This is a genomic window from Pantoea sp. JZ2 (genome assembly GCF_035191405.1).
Classification (GTDB): domain Bacteria; phylum Pseudomonadota; class Gammaproteobacteria; order Enterobacterales; family Enterobacteriaceae; genus Pantoea; species Pantoea stewartii.
This window is the reverse complement of the sequence record NZ_CP045247.1, coordinates 780200-802344: the sequence shown is the minus strand read 5'-3', so window position 1 is coordinate 802344 and position 22145 is coordinate 780200. Positions and strand designations below refer to the sequence as shown.

At 57.0% G+C, this 22145-nt stretch carries 20 protein-coding genes and 1 pseudogene; 11 read left to right on the top strand and 10 right to left on the bottom strand.

Features of this window, described 5'->3' with window-relative positions:
* Positions 1-9: 9 nt before the first annotated feature.
* From pcaC to GC087_RS04005, 6 genes and pseudogenes are all read right to left on the bottom strand, one after another.
* A complete protein-coding gene (gene pcaC, locus GC087_RS04030; protein WP_206536933.1) occupies positions 10-396 on the bottom strand; it encodes a 4-carboxymuconolactone decarboxylase in 387 nt (128 codons plus the stop codon).
* A pseudogene (gene pcaD, locus GC087_RS04025) lies at positions 397-1152 on the bottom strand (3-oxoadipate enol-lactonase); the annotation flags it as partial.
* Positions 1149-2489, bottom strand: a complete 1341-nt coding sequence (locus GC087_RS04020) for a 3-carboxy-cis,cis-muconate cycloisomerase (protein WP_033739785.1) — start codon at positions 2487-2489, stop codon at positions 1149-1151. The pseudogene pcaD and the gene GC087_RS04020, both read right to left, overlap by 4 nt.
* Before the next feature lie 3 nt (positions 2490-2492).
* A complete protein-coding gene (gene pcaF, locus GC087_RS04015) occupies positions 2493-3695 on the bottom strand; it encodes a 3-oxoadipyl-CoA thiolase (protein ID WP_039342167.1) in 1203 nt (400 codons plus the stop codon).
* Between the two features lie 10 nt (positions 3696-3705).
* Complete coding sequence (locus GC087_RS04010) at positions 3706-4362, bottom strand: 3-oxoacid CoA-transferase subunit B (RefSeq protein ID WP_033739788.1); 657 nt, start codon at positions 4360-4362, stop codon at positions 3706-3708.
* 10 nt (positions 4363-4372) lie between these two features.
* Positions 4373-5062, bottom strand: a complete 690-nt coding sequence (locus tag GC087_RS04005; protein WP_054633141.1) for a 3-oxoacid CoA-transferase subunit A — start codon at positions 5060-5062, stop codon at positions 4373-4375.
* Between the two features lie 186 nt (positions 5063-5248).
* On the opposite strand from GC087_RS04005, the gene GC087_RS04000 reads away from it, so the two are divergent.
* The 3 genes from GC087_RS04000 to GC087_RS03990 all read left to right on the top strand — a co-directional run bounded on the left by GC087_RS04000 (position 5249) and on the right by GC087_RS03990 (position 8202).
* On the top strand, positions 5249-6055 hold the full coding sequence (locus GC087_RS04000; RefSeq protein ID WP_039342159.1) for an IclR family transcriptional regulator domain-containing protein: 807 nt from the start codon (positions 5249-5251) through the stop codon (positions 6053-6055).
* 78 nt (positions 6056-6133) lie between these two features.
* Complete coding sequence (gene metC / locus GC087_RS03995; RefSeq protein WP_058702272.1) at positions 6134-7324, top strand: cystathionine beta-lyase; 1191 nt, start codon at positions 6134-6136, stop codon at positions 7322-7324.
* Positions 7325-7542: 218 nt separating this feature from the next.
* A complete protein-coding gene (locus tag GC087_RS03990; protein ID WP_006118175.1) occupies positions 7543-8202 on the top strand; it encodes a DedA family protein in 660 nt (219 codons plus the stop codon).
* Positions 8203-8213: 11 nt separating this feature from the next.
* Here the strand turns inward: GC087_RS03990 and GC087_RS03985 are convergent, their stop codons facing one another.
* Positions 8214-9122 (bottom strand): AraC family transcriptional regulator, encoded by a 909-nt coding sequence (locus GC087_RS03985; RefSeq protein WP_033739797.1) that lies wholly within the window; start codon positions 9120-9122, stop codon positions 8214-8216.
* Between the two features lie 193 nt (positions 9123-9315).
* Here GC087_RS03985 and dkgA point away from each other — a divergent pair, with 193 nt between their 5' ends.
* Both dkgA and GC087_RS03975 read left to right on the top strand, forming a co-directional pair.
* Positions 9316-10143 carry a 2,5-didehydrogluconate reductase DkgA gene (gene dkgA, locus GC087_RS03980; RefSeq protein WP_006118176.1) on the top strand — a complete coding sequence of 276 codons (828 nt, stop codon included), beginning with the start codon at positions 9316-9318 and terminating at the stop codon, positions 10141-10143.
* A gap of 478 nt (positions 10144-10621) precedes the next feature.
* The gene (locus GC087_RS03975) at positions 10622-11554 is read left to right on the top strand and encodes a flagellin N-terminal helical domain-containing protein (protein ID WP_058708794.1); all 933 of its coding nucleotides are present in this window, start codon (positions 10622-10624) and stop codon (positions 11552-11554) included.
* 44 nt (positions 11555-11598) lie between these two features.
* On the opposite strand, the gene ftsP is transcribed toward GC087_RS03975, so the two are convergent.
* From ftsP to parC, 3 genes are all read right to left on the bottom strand, one after another.
* Positions 11599-13029, bottom strand: a complete 1431-nt coding sequence (gene ftsP, locus GC087_RS03970) for a cell division protein FtsP (protein WP_324029727.1) — start codon at positions 13027-13029, stop codon at positions 11599-11601.
* Positions 13030-13175: 146 nt separating this feature from the next.
* Positions 13176-13913: a 1-acylglycerol-3-phosphate O-acyltransferase gene (locus GC087_RS03965; protein WP_039342149.1), complete on the bottom strand. Its 738-nt coding sequence runs from the start codon at positions 13911-13913 to the stop codon at positions 13176-13178.
* 45 nt (positions 13914-13958) lie between these two features.
* Positions 13959-16232 (bottom strand): DNA topoisomerase IV subunit A, encoded by a 2274-nt coding sequence (gene parC, locus GC087_RS03960; protein ID WP_033739803.1) that lies wholly within the window; start codon positions 16230-16232, stop codon positions 13959-13961.
* A 392-nt stretch (positions 16233-16624) separates the two neighbouring features.
* Here parC and GC087_RS03955 point away from each other — a divergent pair, with 392 nt between their 5' ends.
* The 6 genes from GC087_RS03955 to GC087_RS03930 all read left to right on the top strand — a co-directional run bounded on the left by GC087_RS03955 (position 16625) and on the right by GC087_RS03930 (position 21922).
* Positions 16625-18187 (top strand): BglG family transcription antiterminator, encoded by a 1563-nt coding sequence (locus GC087_RS03955; RefSeq protein WP_058708792.1) that lies wholly within the window; start codon positions 16625-16627, stop codon positions 18185-18187.
* Positions 18188-18205: 18 nt separating this feature from the next.
* A complete protein-coding gene (locus tag GC087_RS03950; RefSeq protein ID WP_033739808.1) occupies positions 18206-18676 on the top strand; it encodes a PTS sugar transporter subunit IIA in 471 nt (156 codons plus the stop codon).
* Positions 18677-18696: 20 nt separating this feature from the next.
* Complete coding sequence (locus GC087_RS03945) at positions 18697-19011, top strand: PTS fructose transporter subunit IIB (protein WP_006118182.1); 315 nt, start codon at positions 18697-18699, stop codon at positions 19009-19011.
* Positions 19012-19022: 11 nt separating this feature from the next.
* Positions 19023-20114: a PTS fructose transporter subunit IIC gene (locus GC087_RS03940; protein WP_054633136.1), complete on the top strand. Its 1092-nt coding sequence runs from the start codon at positions 19023-19025 to the stop codon at positions 20112-20114.
* A gap of 9 nt (positions 20115-20123) precedes the next feature.
* Positions 20124-20975 carry a class II fructose-bisphosphate aldolase gene (locus tag GC087_RS03935; RefSeq protein WP_033739812.1) on the top strand — a complete coding sequence of 284 codons (852 nt, stop codon included), beginning with the start codon at positions 20124-20126 and terminating at the stop codon, positions 20973-20975.
* Between the two features lie 86 nt (positions 20976-21061).
* Positions 21062-21922 (top strand): ketose-bisphosphate aldolase, encoded by an 861-nt coding sequence (locus GC087_RS03930; protein WP_006118185.1) that lies wholly within the window; start codon positions 21062-21064, stop codon positions 21920-21922.
* Positions 21923-22145 lie beyond the last annotated feature (223 nt).

The window sequence follows — 22145 nt, the reverse complement described above, 5'->3', positions numbered from 1 at the left end:
CACCGCGATTTAACGGGCACTATCCCGCTCGTCGAAAATGCTTTGCGCCAGGTGGAAGGCCGCGTTCGCCGCAGGCAGGCCACAATACAGCGCGGCATGCATCAGCACCTCTTTGATCTCATCCCGACTGACCCCGTTGTTAAATGCGGCCCGCAGATGCATTTTCAGTTCGGCTTCACGGTTAAGCGCAATCAGCATACCGATGGTGATCAGGCTGCGCGTGTGGCGCGACAAACCGGGCCGGGTCCAGATCTCTCCCCAGGCGTAACGACTGATGAAGTGTTGAAATTCGTCGTTCAGAGGGGACAGATTCTCCAGGGTGCGGTCCACATGCGCGTCACCGAGTACCGCGCGGCGCACCGTCATTCCCTGCTGATAACGCTGCTGCTGCGTCAGTTGCGCGTCAATAAACGGCTGCAGGGCGCGATTAAATGCCAGCCACACCTCCACACTGGAGAGATGCGACGCAGGCAACACCACCAGCTGCGCGCCGTGGATGTGCGCCACCATGGCTTCTGCGTCGGCCACCGTCGTCACGGCATCGTCCCGCCCCGCAATGACCAGCACAGGAAGATGAATGGCCGCCAGTTCGTGACGTAAATCTGCGGCAGCCAGCGCATCGCAGCAGTCCGCATAACTTTCTGCATCACAGTCACGCAGTTGCGTGAGCAACGCCTGCACGGTGGCGGGTGCCCGTTCGCTGAACGCCGGCGTAAACCAGCGTGCGGCGGCCCCGTCAGCAATCGCCGCCATACCGTACTGACGCACCTGCGCTGCGCGCTGCTGCCAGGCCGCAGACTCACCGATCTTCGCGGCGCTGTTGGCGACCGTGAGCGTGATCAGGCGATGAGGATGGAAACGGGCCAGCCAGAGCCCGGTCAGCCCGCCCATCGAAATGCCGCAAAAATGCACCCTGTCGATAGCCAGCTTATCCAGCAGCGACAGCACCGCCCTCCCCAGCTGTTCCAGCGAACGGGTTTGTCCGTTCGGTGCCGAGGCACCGTGCCCCGGGACATCGTAACGCAGAATGCGATAATGACCGATCAGCGCATCGCGCTGGGGCTGCCACATGTCTGCCGCCGTTCCTAAGGAGTTGCTGAATAACACCACCGGAGCATCGTCTGGCCCCTCAAGGATGTAATGAAGTGTCATGATTCCCTCGCCGCCGCTAAAACCTGTTGAATAAAGCGCGCCGCACTGCCCGTGGCATTGGCCGGGTCGAGCAGCGCCTCCAGCGTTGAATGACTCAGGCGCGTTCTGACCGTTTCATCCGCGCTCAGTACGGACAACAAACTCTGCTGTGTGTCCAGCGCCCGGCGGCAGCACTGCTCAATATGATGGTGCGCCTGCTGGCGTCCCATCTCGTTCGCCAGCGCCAACGTGACCGCTTCCGCCATAATTAATCCCTGCGTCAGGCCAAGGTTACGTTGCATGGCATCTTCATGCACCTCCAGCCCGTCGATCAGTTCCGTGCTGTGGGCCAGCGCCGCGCCGCTTAATATGATCAGTTGCGGCAGGCTCTGCCACTCGGCCTGCCAGCCACCCAGCGCACGCTCGTGTTCCTGCACCATCCCGGCATACAGACCGGACATCAGCGCCGGTACCCGATTGGCCGCGCTGAGAATGGCGGCGCACAGTACCGGATTACGTTTATGCGGCATGGTTGAGGAGCCGCCGCGCCCTGCCGCCTGAGGTTCGCTGATCTCCCCTACCTCGCTCTGCATCAGCAGCGACATATCCCGCGCCAGCTTGCCCAGCGTCCCGGTCAGGCCGGCATACCAGCCTGCCAGCTCGGTAAGCCTGTCGCGCTGAGCATGCCATGGCGTGGCGCTACGCGGCAAATTCAGCGCCTCGGACAGTGCCTGCTCGACCTGCTCGCCTTTATCGCCCAGCGAGGCCAGCGTGCCTGCCGCCCCGCCAAACTGCAGCGCCAGTACCCGCGTCTGCATCGCCCTGAGGCGTTGTCGATCGCGTACCAGGGCGTCCAGCGTGCCTGCCAGCTTCAGCCCAAGGGTAACGGGCAAGGCATGTTGCAACCACGTGCGTCCGACCATCAGCGTTTTGCTGTGCCGTTCGCACTGCGCGCTCAGCACGGCAATCAGCCGATCCAACAGCGTAGCCGTACCGCTGAGCGCCGCGCGCAGTTGCAGCATCAGTCCGCTGTCGATTGCGTCCTGGCTGGTTGCGCCCCAGTGGACATAGCGCGCCGCCTCGGGCGATCGGGCAGCCACCAAAGCGGTCAATTGTTTGACGAGGGGAATCGCCAGGTTGCCGGCCAGCCCTGCGGCCTGGGTCAGCGCAGCGGCATCGATCGCGTCGGCACGGCAGCAGTCCTGAATGATCTGCGCAGATTCGCGGTCCATCAGCCCCGCACTGGCAAGCGCCTGTGCCAGGCCAGCTTCAAAATCCAGCATCCCCTGCAGCAGCGCCGTATCGCTGAAGCCCTCACTGAGAGGAGAAGCCATAAACATGGCGCGGTAAAGAGACATTAATTATACCCGTTCCAGAATAAGTGCGATTCCCTGCCCGACACCGACGCACATGGTGCAGAGTGCGTAACGTCCTCCGGTGCGCCGCAGGTGATAGGCCGCGGTCATGGTCAGCCTGCCACCGGATGCGCCGAGCGGATGGCCCAGCGCTATTGCGCCGCCGTTAGGGTTCACCTGCGCGGCATCGTCGGCCAGCCCGAGCGCCCGCGTCACGGCCAGCGCCTGGGCAGCAAACGCTTCATTTAATTCGATTACGTCCATTTGTGCCAGCGTCAGGCCACTCTGGGCCAGCACTTTGCGTACCGCAGGTACGGGACCATAACCCATGATACGCGGTTCAACGCCGCAGGCAGCCATCGCGACCACACGCACCAGCGGCGTGAGGCCGTGGGCGGCAACCGCGTTTTCACTGGCGAGTAATAAGGCGCAGGCCCCGTCATTGATGCCCGAGGCGTTGCCTGCCGTCACGCTGCCGTCCGGCGTCACGACGCCTTTTAATCCCGCCAGCGCCGCCAGGGAGGTACTGCGCGGATGCTCATCGCAGGCAACAGTGATAGCTTCACCTTTGCGCTGCGGGAGAGTGACGGTCATCAGCTCGTCACTGAACAGGCCCATCTCCTGCGCACGCGCGGTACGAAGCTGGCTGCGTAACGCAAAGGCATCCTGATCGGCGCGGCTGATAGCAAAATCGCGTGCCACGTTTTCCGCCGTTTCCGGCATGGTTTCAACGCCAAAGCGGGCGCGCATCTGCGGGTTGATGAAACGCCATCCCATGGTGGTGTCTTCCATTTTCAGGCTGCGACTAAACGCGCTTTCTGCTTTCCCGGTCACGAAGGGCGCGCGCGACATACTCTCTACGCCGCCTGCGATCATGACCTCGGCTTCGCCGCATTTTATTGCCCTGGCCGCCATGCCGATGGCATCCAGCCCCGAACCGCAAAGACGATTGATCGTCGTGCCAGGCACGCTGGACGGCAGCCCGGCCAGTAACAGGGCCATACGCGCCACGTTACGATTGTCTTCGCCTGCCTGATTGGCGCAGCCATAGATCACATCATCGATCGCCTGCGCGACAGAAGCAGGCTGACGGGCAAGCAGCGCCGCCAGCGGTAAGGCCGCCAAATCGTCTGCCCGAATTCCCGCGAGCGCGCCGCCATAACGGCCAAATGGCGTGCGGAGCGCATCACAAATAAAAGCCTGTTGCATTCGCGGTTCCTCAGGCGGTGGTCGCCAGTTCAGGTTGCAGTAAACGCACCGGCGTGACCGCCTGGAGCGCCTCGAAACTCAGCCCGGGGCAGCACTCGACCACCAGCGGACCGTCCGGCGTAATATCAATCACGGCCATATCCGTATAGATCCGGCTGACGCACCCCAGCCCGGTGAGCGGATAGCTGCACTGCTTCACCAGCTTGCATTCCCCTTTTTTCGTCAGGTAGTCCATCATCACGTAAACCTTGCGCGCGCCAATGGCGAGATCCATGGCGCCGCCGACAGCAGGAATTGCATCCTGCGCACCGGTACTCCAGTTCGCCAGATCGCCGCTGACGGATACCTGGTACGCGCCCATGACGCAGATATCCAGATGCCCGCCACGCATCATGGCAAAGGAGTCGCCATGATGGAAAAAGCAGCCGCCCGGCAGCAGGGTTACCAGCTCTTTCCCGGCATTGATCAGCTCCGGATCGGCGTCTTCCGGCGCAGGCGCTGGCCCCATGCCGAGCAGTCCGTTTTCGCTGTGCAAAAAGATTTCTTTGTCCGCAGGCAGATAGTTCGCAATGCGGGTCGGCAGGCCAATCCCCAGGTTAACGTAAGCCCCTTCCGGAATATCGCGCGCCACGCGCTGTGCCAGTTGGTCACGGGTGAGTTTTTGCATTGCCGACTCCTCAGGCTGAAACGGTCAGGGTAACGGGATGGGGAACGCACACCAGGCGCTGGACAAAAATGCCCGGCGTGACGACGTTTTCAGGATCGAGCTGGCCCAGCGGCACCAGCTCTGCTACCTGGGCAATGGTCGTGGTGGCGGCCATCGCCATCACGGGGCCAAAATTCCGCGCCGCTTTGCGGTACACCAGGTTGCCCCAGCGGTCGCCCTGATGAGCTTTGATAAGCGCGAAATCGGCTTTGAGCGGTTTTTCGAACACGTAATGGCGGCCATCGATTTCCCGCGTTTCCTTGCCTTCCGCCAGCGGCGTGCCAAAGGCGGTGGGGGTGAAAATGCCGCCTAAACCGCTGCCAGCGGCCTGCATCCTGGCGGCAAGGTTGCCCTGCGGCACCAGCTCCAGTTCAATCTCTCCACGACGATAGCGCTCATCGAACACCCAGGAGTCAACCTGACGCGGAAATGAACAAATCATTTTATCAACGCGGCCTGCCTTAAGCAGCGCGGCCAGGCCGCTGTCACCGTTGCCAGCGTTATTGCTGATCACCGTCAGCCCGCGAGCGCCGCTTTCGATCAACGCATCGATCAGTTCCAGCGGCTGACCGGCAGGTCCAAATCCGCCAATCATGATGCTGGCCCCGTCCGGGATGACCGCCACGGCCTCTGCCAGTGTTGCCACACTTTTATTGATCATTAGCTGTTCCTTTAGACCGGCATCAGCCGGTTAGTAGTGAATAGCCAAAAAGTAGATCGCTCTGTGAGTGCAAACAATACCGGTTATCGAAATAGTGTGCGATTATCGGTCACTGGCAAAACCAAATGGCACAATGTGATCGTTCGCACAGTTGCAGGACGATCCTGTTAATCTCGGGAGAAAAGCATGATGGATGACGATCAGACGCTGCGCGGCAGCAGCGATCCCTGGAAAGGGGATCCGAACTTTATGGCTTCACTGGCGCGTGGGCTGGAGGTCTTGCAGGCATTCACCCCACAGCGACGCGTGATGTCCGTGTCGCAAATCAGTCAGCGCACCGGTATTCCGCGCGCAGCCGTGCGGCGCTGTCTGTACACCCTGAGTAAGCTGGGTTTTGTCTACGCCGAAGATGGTAAAAACTTTGAACTGCGTCCGCGCGTGCTCACTCTGGGTCATAACTGGCTGGGCGCCACGCCGCTCGCCAGCGCCTCACAGCCGGTTTTACGCCAGCTGAGCCAGACGCTGAACGAGTCCTGCTCAATGGCGGTGCTGGACGGGGATGACATTCTCTATATCGCCCGCGCGTCCGCGTCGCGCATCATGACGATCGACCTGCATATCGGCAGTCGTCTGCCCGCCAGTACCACCTCCATGGGCAGAGTGCTGCTGAGTGGGCTTGCCGCTGAGCCATTGAACGACTATCTGGCGCGGCTGACCCAGTTGCGTTATACCAGCCACACGCTGGTCAGCAGCAGCGCACTGCGTGAAGAACTGACCCGCGTCCGGCAGCAGGGTTACGCCATTAACGATCAGGAACTGGAAATCGGTCTGCGTTCGCTTGCCGTGCCGCTTTGTGGCGCGGACGGACGCATCGTGGCCGCTCTGAACGTCGGCGTCCATGCCGGACAGGTTTCTGCGGATACGCTGCGTCAACACCATTTGCCGCTACTGCAGGAGGCCGCACGGGAAATCTCCCTGTTGCTGCGCGAATAATCTGTTTTGCCCCTCAACGTCATCGCCGAATTCGTGCTAACGTGAAGGCTCAGGTGCAAGCGGCAAGGCAGGGAGTTCATGACCACAAAAAAAATTGATACCACACTCGTCAGCGCAGGACGCGATAAACGTTATACCCAGGGTTCGGTGAATGCGGTCATTCAGCGAGCCTCGTCGCTGGTTTTCGATACCGTTGCGGAGAAAAAACGCGCGACCGCAGGGCGGGCAAAGGGCGAACTGTTTTATGGTCGTCGTGGCACGCTGACCCACTTTGCCTTGCAGGACGCCATGACAGAGCTGGAAGGCGGCGCGGGCTGTGTGCTGTATCCTTGCGGCGCCGCAGCGGTCTCTAACGCTATTCTGGCGTTTGTTGAAGCAGGCGATCATGTGCTGATGAGCGGCGCGGTGTATGAACCAACCCAGGATTTCTGCACCAAAATCCTTGCTAAACTTCAGGTCTCCACCACCTGGTTTGATCACGGCATCGGCGATGCGATCGCCACCCTGATTCAGCCCAACACGCGCGTGGTGTTCCTGGAGTCGCCCGCCTCCATCACAATGGAAGTGCAGGACGTCCCCGCCATTGTGGCGGCGGTGCGCGCAAAAGCACCGGACGCGATTATTATGATCGACAACACCTGGGCGGCGGGCGTGCTGTTTCGTCCTCTTGCGCTGGGCGTGGATATTTCGATTCAGGCTGGCACCAAATACCTGATTGGTCACAGCGATGCCATGATTGGGACCGCCGTCGCCAATGCCCGCTGCTGGGATCAACTGCGCGAGAACAGCTACCTGATGGGGCAGATGGTGGATGCCGATACCGCCTACATGGCCAGCCGGGGGTTACGTACGCTGGGCGTACGTCTGCGGCAGCATGAAGAAAGTGCACTTCAGGTCGCGGAATGGCTGGCCGCCCGCCCGGAGGTCGCCAGAGTGAATCATCCGGCGCTGCCCTCATGCCCCGGTCACGCCTTCTGGCAACGCGACTTCAGCGGCAGCAGCGGATTATTTTCGTTTGTGCTGAAGGAAAAACTGAGCCGCGAGCAGTTAGCGATGTATCTTGATCATTTTCAGCACTTTAGCATGGCGTACTCATGGGGCGGTTATGAGTCGCTGATTTTAGCCAGTCAACCCGAAGAGCTGGCGGCTATTCGCCCGGCGGGCGGCGTTGATTTCAGCGGTACGCTGGTACGGCTGCACATCGGTCTGGAACATGTGGATGATTTACTGGTTGATCTTGAAGCGGGTTTTACACGCCTGACGCGCTAAAAGAGTAAACCTGATATAAACCAGATACAGACCCGTGTGATATATCGACAGGCCACAGCCAGATAGATGTTAAAATTCTCTTAATATAAAAGTGTTCAGCGAGCAGAAGAACCCCCGCAGGTTAAGGTTGTCGCCCACTCTGGGGCAGGCGACAACCAAGAGGTCAGGCCGATCTGAACACTATAATTCAGCATGATTGTGACGTAATGGGATAGCTAATGGGTGTTTTACATGAGATTGTGCACGCGCTTTGGCATCAAGACTTCGCCGCGCTGGCCAATCCGGAAGTGGTATGGATCGTCTACAGCGTGATGTTTATGACGCTATTCCTGGAAAATGGTTTACTGCCCGCCTCTTTTCTGCCCGGCGACAGTCTGCTGCTGCTGGCTGGCGCGATGGTAGCCAAAGGCGTGATGGATTTTTTCCCCACGCTTTTGATCCTGACCACCGCCGCCAGTCTGGGCTGCTGGCTCAGTTACCTGCAAGGCCGCTGGCTGGGTAATACCCGACTGGTTAAGAGCTGGCTGATGCAGCTTCCGGCACAATATCACCAACGCGCATGGAATATGTTTAATCGTCATGGCCTGATGGCGCTGCTGGTGGGACGTTTTCTGGCCTTTATTCGTACCATTTTGCCAACAATGGCGGGCATTTCCGGCCTGAAGAACAGCCGTTTTCAGCTGTTTAACTGGCTGAGCGGTCTGCTGTGGGTGGGCATTGTGGTGACGCTGGGTTACGGCATCAGCCAGGTGCCGTTTATTAAACGGCACGAAGATCAGGTCATGGCTGTCCTGATGGTATTACCGATGGTGCTGCTGGTCGTCGGGCTGGTTGGCAGTATCGTGGTTATCTGGAAAAAACGTCGTCAAAGAGCCTGACCACGCGTGCGTCAGGCGGGCGGTTCGGCCACCGTCTGACGCACCCGATTCACTTCCTCACCCGGCGTCACGCCAAAGTAGCGCTTAAACTCCCGCGAAAACTGCGACGGACTCTCATAACCGACGCGCACCGCCGCGACGCTGGCTTTCAGGCCATCCTGCAGCATCAGTAAACGCGCCTGATGCAGGCGATAACGCTTGAGATACTGCAGCGGCGACGTCTGCGTCACCGCTTTGAAATTATGATGAAACGCTGAGACACTCATGTTCACCTCTGCCGCCAGCGTGTCCACGCTGAGGTTGTCGGCATAGTGATTCTCTATACGGCGCAGTGCCCGGGCAATCTGGCTGAACTGCGTCTGACGACTCACCAGTGACAGCAGTGCCCCCCCAATCGGCCCGGTCAGCACATAGTAAAGAATTTCCCGCACAATCTGTGGCCCCAGCACCCTTGCATCACGAGGCTGGGTCATCACATCCAGCAGGCGTTCTGCCGCACACAGCATCGGCTCCGTGAGAAAGGCAGAGTGAATGCCCGAGGTCAACGGCTGAGGCTGAAACCCTTCGTCATCACCGATGTCCATCAGCAAATCCTGCAGGCTGGCCGTATCCACGCGCAGGCACATCCCGGCCAGAGGCTGCTCGGGTGACGCCCAGGTTTCACATTCGACCGGGAGCGGCACGGTGAGCATCAGGTATTTTGTGGCGTCGTACTGAAAAACCGTACTGCCCAGGTAACCGGTTTTGCTGCCCTGAAACAAAATGACAATGCCGGGCTGATACATAATGGGCTCACGCGGTCGGTGCTGCCCCGCATAAATCAGTGAGACATTTTCCACCGGACACAGCTGTTCGCGTCCGTTCGTCATCAGCGTGACCACCTGTTGAGCCAGCCGCTGACACAGTAAGTCGTGGGGCATCATCACTCCTGAAAATAAAAAGCGCAGTTTGCCGCGCGCCAGGTTAAATCGCCAGCAAAATGGAGAATCAGGCAAGAAGTTTACAGGATCAGGCAGGGTTATCCTCGCCTATTCGCAGGCAGCCTGAAAATTGTTAGCTAGACTTAAGCACAGCGAAGATTCCCTGGTTTACTGCAAATGTAAGGAGCAGGATATGGCAGACCAACCTATTATCAAACTGCACGACGGTAACATGATGCCACAGCTTGGACTTGGCGTGTGGCAAGCCAGCATGGAAGATGCGCGCAACGCCGTGCTGAAAGCGCTGGACGTTGGCTATCGTTCAATTGATACCGCCGCCGCGTACAAAAACGAAGAAGCGATTGGTCAGGCGTTACAGGAAACCGATGTCGCGCGTGAGGATATTTTTATCACCACTAAACTGTGGAATGCTGACCAGCAAAATGTCCAGCAGGCACTGGAAACCAGTCTGCAAAAACTGAAGCTGGAGCAGGTAGATCTGTATCTGATGCACTGGCCGTGCCCGGAGAAAGATCAGTATGTTGACGCCTGGAAGAACATGATTGCGATGCAGCAACAAGGCTTGGTCAAAAGCATCGGCGTCTGTAACTTCAACCAGCCGCACCTGAAACGTCTGCTGGAAGAAACCGGTGTAACCCCGGTGATCAACCAGATCGAGCTGCATCCGATGCTGCAACAGCGCACGCTGCATGCCTGGAACGCCATGCACCAGATTCAGACCGAGTCCTGGAGTCCCCTGGCTCAGGGCGGCGAAGGCGTATTCGATCAGGAAATCATCAAGTCTCTGGCCAAAAAATACGGTAAGACGCCGGCGCAAATCGTTATCCGCTGGCATCTGGACAGCGGGCTGGTGGTTATCCCGAAATCCGTCACGCCGGCACGCATCGAAGAAAACTTCAATGTGTTCGATTTCCGCCTGGATAAGGCAGAAATGAGTGAGATTGCCCAGCTTGATACCGGTAAGCGTTTAGGTCCTGACCCGGATACGTTTAACGGCTAATACGGGCGCATCGGACCCGATGCACGCCTCGTGCAGGCCTCTCCTCCGGGAGGGGCTTTTTTACGGTTAGCGCCCACGCAAAATGTTAAACGTCCTTAAAATGTATGACAAAACGCATAATAATTACGCAACGCCTTTCTGGGCAGTGCGCGGCGCCGGGCAAAAAAACCCTTTCCTGACCGAAATCCCCCTGTCTTTCCGCTCTGTTAAATCAAATTTTTTGCGCTGAACGCTGACACCTTAATCCCGCCCTGCATTTTGTCTTTTAAATCAAAAACTTAAAATTCTAATCACCTCACCTTACCTTGTTATAACAGGTAAAATTTTGCAACACACCGAAGCCGCTCCGCTTTTGTGAAAACGACGTTGTGCAGGTAATACTGTTTTCTGTCACACCTGTCGCGTGATCCCGGCTACCACCATTGAACGTCATTTCACGGTTTTCAGAACGTTAAGCGACTTAACCAGGGAGCGTATCATGTCGGTTATCAATACCAATATCGTGTCGTTGATCGTTCAAAACGATCTGTATAACTCTCAAAATGCTTTATCGACCGCCATTGAGCGCCTGTCTTCAGGTTTGCGCATTAACAGTGCGAAAGATGATGCGGCGGGAATGGCGATTGCTAATCGTTTGACCTCAAACATCAACGGCATGACGGTAGCGGGCAGGAATGCCAATGATGCGATTTCGCTATCACAAACCGCTGAAGGGGCGCTCTCCACGATTAACGACAATCTGCAACGCATACGTGACCTGACGGTGCAGGCGCAAAATGGCAGCAACTCCGCTGCGGATATCGACTCTATTCAGACAGAAGTGAATCAGCGAATGGAGGAGATTAACCGTATTACCGCACAAACGAATTTTAACGGCATTAGTATGCTGAATACCGGATCGGGCTCTGCTGCGTATCGCTTTCAGGTCGGTGCGGAAGACGGCGAAACGATCACGATCGAGCTGGATGCCAGCGACAGCTATAACCTTCTGAAAGCGGGTACCACCGGCTCAACACTTAATATCCGGCAAATGACCTCAGGAGATACCGTAAATGGCGTGGCCCGTACGGTTGCGGCAGAAGGCTTTGACGTTTTAAAAGGGGATGTTACCGGCGGAGCAAGTGGAACCGCGACAGACGGTACGCCTTTGGCCGATCTCGATCGGGCGATTAAATCCGTTGATAGTCAGCGTAGTATGCTGGGTGCCTATGAGAACCGCTTTCAGTCGGTTATCGCCAACCTGAACAATATGGTCACAAACCTTACCTCTGCCCGTAGCAGGATAGAGGACGTGGACTACGCTGCGGAGGTATCGGCGATGTCACAGGCGCAGATTTTACAGCAGGCCGGTACCGCCATGCTGGCCCAGGCAAATCAGATGCCCCAACTGATGTTGCAGCTTCTGCGCTAGCCAAACGCAAAAGCTGAAAGCCCTGCCCGGCACAGTCTGCTCCGTTATGCCGTGGCAGGCTGCACCAGCAGCTGACCTGCCGTTCCCCGATCCGCCAGCTCCAGCGTCTGACTGTAATAGACAAACGGGAAATGGTCTGAAGAGCTTTGGGTAAAGTTGACCAGCAGTTCGACCTCGCCGTCCACCCAGACGGTGTCTTTCCAGCCCCGGTCTTCCCCCATCGACTGCGCACCGTTCACGCTCTTAATGAGGAACATTACGCCCTGAATATGCAACGATTGCGGACGATCGGCACGGATAATCCAGCGCTCAAATGTGCCCTGCTGCGCGGTGGTATCAATGCGGTTCATATCCCACACGGCACCGTTGATGCCGGGCATACTGTCGCCAATACGAAACTCCCGGGTACGCACCGAAGCGCCGTCCAGAATCTGATCGGCCAGTAAACGCATTGGCAGGTTATCCGTCACCAGCGGCAGCAGGCCAGTGGGGCGAAGCGTGAGCACCAGCGTTGAGGTCAAAATCGTCGAAGGCTCGAAGAAACCGCGCAGGCGATCCATGATGCCAGCCGCGGTGCCCGCCGTAATGGAGACCTCATCCCCTTGCGACATATCCACCAGAACTTCGCGCCGCTCACCGGGAGCCAGCGTTAACCGCTGTACCGCTACCGGAGACGGTAAAAAACCCTGATCGCTGGCGATGACCGTAAACGGTCGGTTATCACTGATGCTGAGTTCGTAATGTCGGGCATTGGAGGCATTGAGCAACCGCAGGCGCACCCAGCCGCGTGATACCTCAATAAACGGATTGCGTACGCCATTAACCAGCAGCGTATCGCCCAGGAAACCGCCGTCAGCGGGTGGGTCATAAACCGGTGTCGCAAAGTTATCCAGCCGCTTGTCCTGAATGATCAGCGGAAAGTCATCCACGCCATAGTGTTTTGGCAACGGAAGCTGCTTACTGAGGTCGTCCTCGATCAGCCACATGCCCGCCAGGCCGTTATAGACGTGCGGTGCCATGCGGTTTGGCGTGTTCGCGTGATACCAGCAGGTGGCGGCGTTCTGACGAATCGGTAACACCGGTGCCCAGTCGACGCCCGCTGACATCATCCGCGGCGCGCCGCCCATCAGTGCCCCTGGCACCTGCAGGCCGCTGACGGTCATCGAAACCGGTTCATTGAGGCGGTTGCTGTAGATCAGTTTGACATCATCGCCGCTGTAAACACGGACAGTTGGCCCAAGGTACATGCCATTGATGCCCCAGACCGGCACCTTGTTATTGTCACCGTTAAACGACCAGTGGCTGCGCTGTAAGGTCAGAAACAGCGGCTGACCCCGGCGGGATTCGATCAACGGCGGAACGGGAAGCGGCGTGTCACCACGCAAGGAAGCGGCACGTGCCGCATGCGGCATTACCGTGGCACTGAGCGCCACACCGGCAGAAAGCTGGATAAACTGACGTCTGCTGAAAGACATGAAATTTCAGACCTTTTACGCGTGGCGCTGAAACGCCAACCCTGTTTTTATTGCTGTCATTGCTGTGCTGCTTTCACGGCGAGCGACGCAGGACGTCACTCGCCGTGGGGCATCCATGCAGAATAGTCCGACAACGGATTTGCCGGTTAGATTTTACCGTTTTTTTCGCGTTCTTCGACTTCGGCGTTAAGCTCTTCCAGCTTCGCCGCCATCAGTTCACGACAGTGGGTAGCCAGTTTGCGCACAGACGACGACTCAAATTGTTTGACGTCTACCGGCGGCAGCATTTCCACAATCACCAGGCCGTTTTTCAGGCGGTTGAGGTTAATTTTATTGTGCGTATTGGACACCACAATCGGAATGATCGGGACGCCGGCCGCCACCGCAGCGTGAAACGCACCGGTTTTAAACGGTAATAATCCCCGCCCGCGACTGCGCGTACCTTCAGGAAACATCCAGAACGAAATCCGTTTTTTATTGAACTGCTCAACCAACTCGCCAATGGTGCCGTGTGCTTTGGCCCGGTTGTCACGGTCAATCAGCAGATTACCGGTCAGCCAGTAAAGCTGACCAAAGAACGGTATCCACAGCAGGCTTTTTTTCCCCACGGTCACGGTGGTGGGCTGCACAATTTTAGCGGCCGTCACCATATCGTAGTTGTTCTGGTGATTAGCGATATAAATCGCATTACCGTAATTATCCGCGCCCTCTGGGCGACGAAGTTCAACCTTCAGACCGAACAGCGTCGATAATTTGCCAAACAGATGACCAAAGGTGGCGACGTGACGCGGATTACGCGGCGAGAACAGACACCAGATGCAGCCAAATACACAGACCAGAATCGAATAAATTACCACAATAATCGTGCGTAATATCAGTAACATAGCTTCCTCAATGTAACACGGCTGGCGATGAACCAGCCGGATGAATTACGCGTCGCTGTCAGCGCTGTCAGGACGTGCCGGGGCATCCAGTTCGACCCGATCAATTTTTTGCAGACCGCGCGGTAACAGCGTGCCACGGCGACCCCGATCGGCACGGAATTTCTGCAACTCTTCACTGCGCAGCAACAGCTTGCGTTTACCGACGTGCAGCGTAATCGCGCTGCCTGGTGGCAGAATCATGAGCCAGGCCAGTTTATCCGTGCCCGCTGCGGCATCTGCCGACGGAATCGAGATAATCTTGTTGCCCTTGCCTTTCGACATTTGCGGCAACTCGCCGACCGGGAACATCAACATCCTGCCCGCCTGAGTGATCGCTAACAGCATGTCGTCTTCATGATGCACAGCCATCGGCGTCATGACGCGCGCATTCTCCGGCAGAGTCAGCAGCGCTTTGCCCGCACGGTTGCGCGAAATCAGATCGTTGAAGGTGCAGATAAAGCCATATCCGGCATCCGAAGCCATTAGCAGGCGCTGCTCTTCCGGCTCCATCAATACCTGTTCAACAACTGCACCCGGTGGTGGCGTCAGTTTACCGGTCAGTGGCTCGCCCTGGCCGCGTGCCGACGGCAGCGAGGTGGGGTCCAGCGTATAGCTGCGACCCGTGGAATCGATAAAGGCCACAGGCTGATTACTCTTGCCGCGTGCCGCCGCCAGGAAGCTGTCACCGGCTTTATAGCTCAGGCCCGCCGGGTCGATATCATGTCCTTTGGCGCTGCGCACCCAGCCCATCTGCGACAGAACAATCGTAACCGGCTCAGACGGAACCAGCTCGGTTTCGCTGAGCGCTTTGGCTTCTTCACGTTCACGCAGAGGCGAACGGCGATCATCACCAAAACTGTTGCTGTCTGCCTGCAGCTCTTTTTTCAGCAGCGTATTCATTTTGCGTTCAGAGGCCAGCGTCGCCTGCAGCTGATCGCGCTCTTTTTCCAGTTCGCTTTGCTCACCGCGAATCTTCATCTCTTCCAGCTTCGCCAAATGGCGCAGCTTGAGTTCAAGAATCGCTTCGGCCTGGGTTTCACTGATCTCAAAGCGCGACATCAGCACTGGCTTTGGTTCGTCCTCGGTACGGATGATGTGAATGACTTCATCAATATTAAGGAAGGCCACCAGCAAACCGTCCAGGATATGCAGACGGCGCAGCACGCGTTCTAAACGATGATTCAGACGGCGACGAACAGTATCGCGACGGAACACCAGCCATTCAGACAGGATTTCCAGCAGGTTTTTCACGGCCGGACGGTTATCCAGTCCGATCATATTCAGGTTGATACGGTAGCTTTTTTCCAGATCGGTCGTGGCGAACAGGTGGTTCATAACCTGATCCAGATCGACACGGTTTGACCGGGGCACAATCACCAGGCGAGTCGGGTTTTCGTGATCGGACTCATCACGTAAATCCTCGACCATTGGCAGCTTTTTATTGCGCATCTGGCTGGCAATCTGCTCCAGTACCCGGGCACCGGACACCTGGTGCGGCAGCGCGGTGATCACCACCTCGCCGTCCTCTTTTTTCCACACCGCACGCTGGCGAATCGAGCCGCGCCCGTTCTGATAGATTTTACGAATCTCGTCGCGTGGCGTAATGATTTCGGCTTCGGTCGGGAAATCCGGCCCTTGCACAATCTCCAGCAGCGCATCCAGGCTGGTTTTCGGATCGTCAATCAGGGCGATAGCGGCCTGCGCCACTTCGCGCAGGTTATGCGGCGGAATATCGGTTGCCATGCCCACCGCGATCCCAGTGGTGCCGTTCAGCAGAATGTTTGGCAGGCGCGCCGGCAACATCTTCGGCTCCTGCATCGTGCCGTCAAAGTTTGGCACCCAGTCTGCCGTGCCCTGCCCCAGCTCACCCAGCAGCACTTCGGCATACTTCGACAGGCGAGACTCGGTATAACGCATGGCGGCGAAAGATTTAGGATCGTCAGGTGCCCCCCAGTTTCCCTGGCCATCGACCAGCGGATAACGGTAGGAGAACGGCTGTGCCATCAACACCATGGCTTCGTAACAGGCGCTGTCACCATGAGGATGGTATTTACCCAGCACGTCACCCACGGTACGGGCCGATTTTTTAAATTTGGCGGTGGCGTTAAGCCCCAGCTCCGACATGGCATATACAATGCGGCGCTGGACGGGTTTCAGGCCGTCGCCAATGTAAGGCAACGCACGGTCCATGATGACGTACATGGAGTAGTTTAAGTACGCATTCTCAGTAAACGTATGCAGGGCAAGACGCTCTGCACCATCCTGCGTCAATTCGCTCATTAAGTCCTCATCCTCACATCGTGACCCGCAACGGCGGATCACCCGGCGGTTGTTTGGCGAGGATAGTACCTTATTCGTGGGTATTAGTCACAGTCCTGGAGCGGGCTGGTCACTCTTTTTTCCCTGTTTTCCGGTCGCCGAAAAAACCACACCGGTAAAAATCCCCGTGCGCTTATTTTTAATAGTTTGTGACCTTCCTCGCAATTAATTATCAGCTTATTTATAGCGTATTAATCCTGTCCCGTTCCCGGGACAACATTTAGTATTGTTGCTTTTTCTTTCACCCCCTAAATTCAATTTCAGCGACATATGCCGGTTTTATTTTATGCCCTGGTTGGATTTAACGAATTGCCACTTAAGCACCGCTAACGAAATAATAGACAGGTGACTGAATGCAAAATCTGACTTCACGACAACACCGATTACTGAAATTACTGTTACAGGCGGGCACGCCGCTGGCGTTAGCGCAATTAGCCCAACAGTTAACCGTTTCTGAAAAAAGTATTTATCGCGATTTACAAAGTCTGGAACCCTGGCTGCATGGCTGGCAGGCGCAACTGGTGAAGCTGCCTGGCCGCTGTGTGGCGCTGGAAACACACGATCATGAACAGCGGCTGCGCTTGCAGCAGCATGTTGCCAGCGACGATAACTGGTCTGCGGGCTTAAGCAACAATGCGCGGCGGGTAAAAATCCTGTCCCAGTTGCTACGAGACGCGCCACGTGAAACCTCGATCAGTAAGTTATCTGAACGTTATTTCATCAGTCACGCTTCGATTGTTAATGACCTCAAGGTGATTGAAGAGTGGTTGCAGCCGCTGGAGCTGGAGCTGGTCCGTAGCCAGAGCGGCACGCATGTGGCAGGCAGCGAACAGGCACTGCGCCAGGCCATGGTTTTGCTGATTAACGACGTTATGCAGCATAACACGGGCAGCAATATGGCCCTGCCGCGGCTCGACCCCGGCAGTTATCAGGCGCTGATCCACTATTTTGGCGAAGAGGACGTAGCCTTTGTGCAGCGCTTACTGCAGCAAATGGAGCAGCAGCTTGGCTACCCTTTGAGCGATGCGTATTACCTCAATCTGTCCACCCATATTCTGATCATGATTCACCGTATGGCGCAGGGCAAAGCCTTGTCCCTGCCGCTGGCTCTGAGCGCGTCAGAAATGGACAACCGCATTCTGAAGATTGCCCGCCAGATGGTAGTACAGATTGAACAGCGGCTGGGGCAATCCGCGCCCGCAGATGAAGTGGGATTTATTTATCAATATATTATTTCATCAGGCATTGTAGTCGAAGAACGCGGCAGCCACATGCTATCGCACTCTCCTTTTTCAAATGCAGCATCGCGCAATATTACGCTCGAATTAATTCATTGCTTTTCCGCATTCATCCAAAAGGATCTGTCGACCGATTCTTTATTATTTGAAGGTTTGCTATTCCATATTAAGCCGCTACTTAACCGGCTTAAATATCATATTACGATTCGCAATCCCTTACTCGATGACATAAGAGCGGAATTACAGGATATTTTCACGCTGACCCAACGCGCCATGCAGGTAACGGCCGAGCGGTTTCATTATGGGCCAATCGCTGACGATGAGATCGGTTATCTGTGCGTGCATTTTCAGGCCGCGCTTGAACGGCAAATCGCCCATAAACGTATTTTGCTGGTGTGTTCCAGCGGCGTCGGCACGTCGCATTTGCTGAAAAGTCGCATCCTGCGCGCCTTTCCGGACTGGATTATCGTGGGCGTTATTTCGGCCAGCACGCTGGACGACTTTTGTCAGCAGGAGCCGGTGGATCTGGTCATCTCCACCATTCATCTCGATATCAGCACCTTGCCCACCGTGTATGTTACTGCGTTTTTTAACGACGACGATATTCGCCGGGTGACGGACGCCATGATTGGTCGCCAACTGCCACAGGCCGCAACGCGCGCACTGGCAGAACATTAACTGAATGAGGTCTGATTAATGGACATTTCTCGCATTCTCACGCCACGCCGCGTCAATCTCAATCTGCAGGCCAGCAGCAAAGAAGCGGCCATTATCGAACTGACGGAGTTGCTGTTCAGTGACGGTGCCATTAGCGATAAAGAGGCCTTTATCCGTGATGTCTGGCTACGCGAGGCGGAGGGATCGACCGGGTTTGAGAATCATATCGCCATTCCTCACGGTAAGTCCTCCGCCGTTAAGCAAACCACGCTGGCCATCGGGCGCAGCCAGCAGGATATCCCCTGGGAGACGCTGGATGGCAGCAAGGTGCGCTGCATCATCCTGTTTGCCGTGCGGCTGGAAGATCAAAACACGACCCATATTCGCCTGCTGTCACAGGTGGCCAGTGCGCTGGCCGATGATGAGGTGATTGCGCAGCTGCTGGTGGAAAACGATCCCAGCGAAATCATTCGGCTGTTTAGTCAGTACGCCGAAACCGACCTCTGTTAACCCTGGAATCCGAGGTAATCATGAACATTGTCTGTGTTGCCGCCTGTACGGCGGGCATCGCGCATACCTACATTGCGCGTGAAAAAATGATCAAAGGCGCTCACGCCCTTGGCCACACCATCCATGTGGAAACGCAGGGCACCATCGGGACAGAAAACGCCCTGGATGCCGAAACGATAGCGGCAGCCGACGTGGTGATCCTGGCGGTGGACGTGAAGATCACCGGCGAGGAACGTTTTCGTGGCAAACCGATCGTGCGGGTGAAAACCGAAGTGGTGATCAAGTCGCCCATCAAGTTTCTGGAAAAAGTGGCGGATTCACTGGCGCGTGCCTGAGGAGATCCACAATGAACGCTAACAAAAGCCAGTACGGGCAAGCGATCAAAGGCCATCTGTTAACCGGGATCTCCTGGATGATCCCGCTGATTGTCGCCGCCGGGATCTGCATTGCGCTGGGTCAGGTGATTGGCGGGCCCGATGTGGGTAAACATCCCGGTACGATCGCCTGGATGCTGAACCAGATCGGTGGCTGGGGCATGGGCTTAATCGTCCCGTTGATCAGTGCGGCTATCGCTTACTCGATTGCCGACAGGCCGGGCTTCGCGCCGGGTTTAATCGTCGGGTTTATATGCGGACAGATTGGCACCGGCTTTATCGGCGGCATCCTGGGTGGCTTCCTGGTGGGTTACACGGTGATTTTGCTGCGGCGCAGTATCCGGTTGCCACAGTCGATGCAGGGGCTGATGCCGATCATGGTCTTGCCCGTACTGAGCACCATCATTGCCGGGCTGCTCATGATGACGTTTATCGGTCAGCCCATTGTCTGGCTGCAAAAGGCGCTGATCGCCCTGCTGGAATCAATGCAGGGGGGCTCTAAGTTCATCATGGGGGCGATTCTGGGGGCGATGGCGACCTTTGACTTCGGCGGGCCGGTCAATAAAACCATGTCGCTGTTTGCGGATGGCATGCTGGTGGACGGCATTTACGGGCCGGAAGCGGTCAAATTTGCCGGTTCGATGATCCCGCCCTTTGGCATCACGCTCTCCTGGCTGCTCACGCGCCATAAGTACACCCGCGCGGAAAAAGAAGCCCTGAAAGCGGCCTTCCCGATGGGGATCTGCATGATCACCGAAGGTGTGATCCCCATTGCCGCACGCGATCTGTTCCGGGTCGTCGGGAGTTGTGTGGTTGCCTCAGCCGTTGCTGGTGGCCTGATCATGGTCTGGGGCGTGGAAGCGCCGGTGCCTCACGGCGGCATGTTTGTCGTACCGCTGTTCACCAAACCCGGGTTGTTCTGCCTGGCGCTTGGTATCGGCACCACGATCTGTGGCGTCATGCTTTCGCTGCTGAAAAAGCCCGTCACTGAAGCCGACGAAGAGTTTGACGACGTGGAAGATCACACCGTTCGCGACGACGACATTAAATTCACACTGGAATAAGGAGTGAGTATGTACGCGGCAATGAACGACCTGATAAGCCAGGCTGCGCAGAAAAAATATGCCGTTCTGGCCATCAATTGCTTCAACCTGGAAAGTGCCCGGGCGGCGGTTAAGGCGGCGGAGCAGCAGCGTGCGCCCCTGATACTGAATGTGTATCAAGGCCATAGCCGTCATTTTCCGCCAGCCATCGCGGTGCCGCTGGTGCAGGCGCTGGCGGCGGAGGCCAGCGTACCAATCGCGCTGGCGCTCGATCATGGCAAGGCCTTTCCGCTGATTGGCCAGGCCTTTCGCGCAGGCTTTACCGGGCTGATGATCGATGCTTCGGCGGAGCCGCTGGCCGAAAACATTCGTCAGACGGCCCGCGTGGTCGACATGGCCCACACCGCCGGGGTTTGCGTCGAAGGCGAACTGGGCCATATCGCCGATGCGCCCACCTACGCGCTGGCCGACGCGGCGGTCAAAATGACCCAGGTGGCGGATGTCCTGCCGTTTCTTGAGCAGACCCATATCGATCTGCTCGCGGTTTCGGTTGGCACCGCGCATGGGCTTTATCCCGCTGGGGTGCAGCCGACAATCGATTTCCAGCGTCTGGCAGACCTGCACGCGGCCTCATCGCGCCCGCTGGCGCTTCACGGCGGCAGTGGCACGCCAGCGGACGATATTCGGCGCGTCAGTCAGCACGGCGTCGCCAAGATTAACGTTGGCGCGGCGGTATTTGAAGCCGGTAAACAGGCGCTGCACCAGGCGCTTAAACACCCTCCCACCACCGAACTGCCGGACTTACTCGCCCTGATGGAGTCCGCCTGTTGTGAAGTCGTCAGTGACTATCTGAGCTGGTCTGGCTCCGCCCGTCAGGCCTGATGGCTTTCTGCTGTAACCCGGTGCGCGTCTCTGAACGTCAGCGCAGGGCAACCCTTTGTCATAAAACAAGCTGAGGAAGATTTAACATGTTGATTTCTATGAAAGAGATGTTAAGACCCACCCGTCAACATCGCTTTGCGATTGGCGCCTTCAATGTCGCTGACAGCTGTTTTATCCGCGCGGTCGTGGAAGAAGCCGAAGCCACTCAAACCCCGGCCATTATCTCGATTCATCCCAGTGAACTGGAATTCGTCACCGATGCATTTTTTGGCTATGTGCGGGAGCGCACACTGAAAAGCAGCGTGCCGTTTACGCTGCACCTGGATCACGGTGCATCGGTGGCCCATGTGCTGCGCGCTATTCAGTGCGGTTTCACGTCGGTGATGATTGACGGTTCCCTGCTGCCTTACGAAGAAAACGTGGCGCTGACGAAAGAGGTGGTGAAGCTGGCCCATGCGGTGGGCGTGTCGGTTGAGGGCGAACTGGGGACGATTGGCGATACCGGGACGACCGTGGAAGGCGGCGTGAGCAAAGTGATCTACACCGACCCGGCTCAGGCCGAAGACTTTGTGCAGCGAACCGGCGTGGATACCTTAGCGGTCGCCATCGGCACCGCGCATGGTATCTATCCCAAAGATATGAAACCGGAATTGCAAATGCATATCCTGCGCGACATTTCACAGCGCGTTTCCATTCCACTGGTGCTGCATGGCGGCTCGGCGAATCCCGATGCCGAAGTGGCCGAGGCGGTGACGCTGGGCGTGGGTAAAATCAACATCTCCAGCGACATGAAATATGCCTATTTCCAGAAAGTGCGTGAAGTGTTAACCCGTGAAACCTGGTGGGATCCGAACGTAATTTATCCCGAAGCGATTGAGGCGGCAAAAGCGGTCATTCGCTACAAGATGAATTTGTTTGGTGGGCTGGGTAAAGCGTCGTTGTATTAAGCATCTTCGCTTTTTTGATTCAGATAACCGCACCGTGGCGTTTCAAAGCCATCTGACAGAAAGTCGGAGCAGGCAATCCGCAGCGCTGAACAGAGCGATAAAGCCAGGATTAGCCCGCAGGACGCGGGCAAAAAACGGAGCCGGTACAGGCTGTATCGTCTCCGTCAGTCCGTCAGTCCGTCAGGCTGAAGCGCGACGTGAAGGCAACCGCGACAGCGACGTG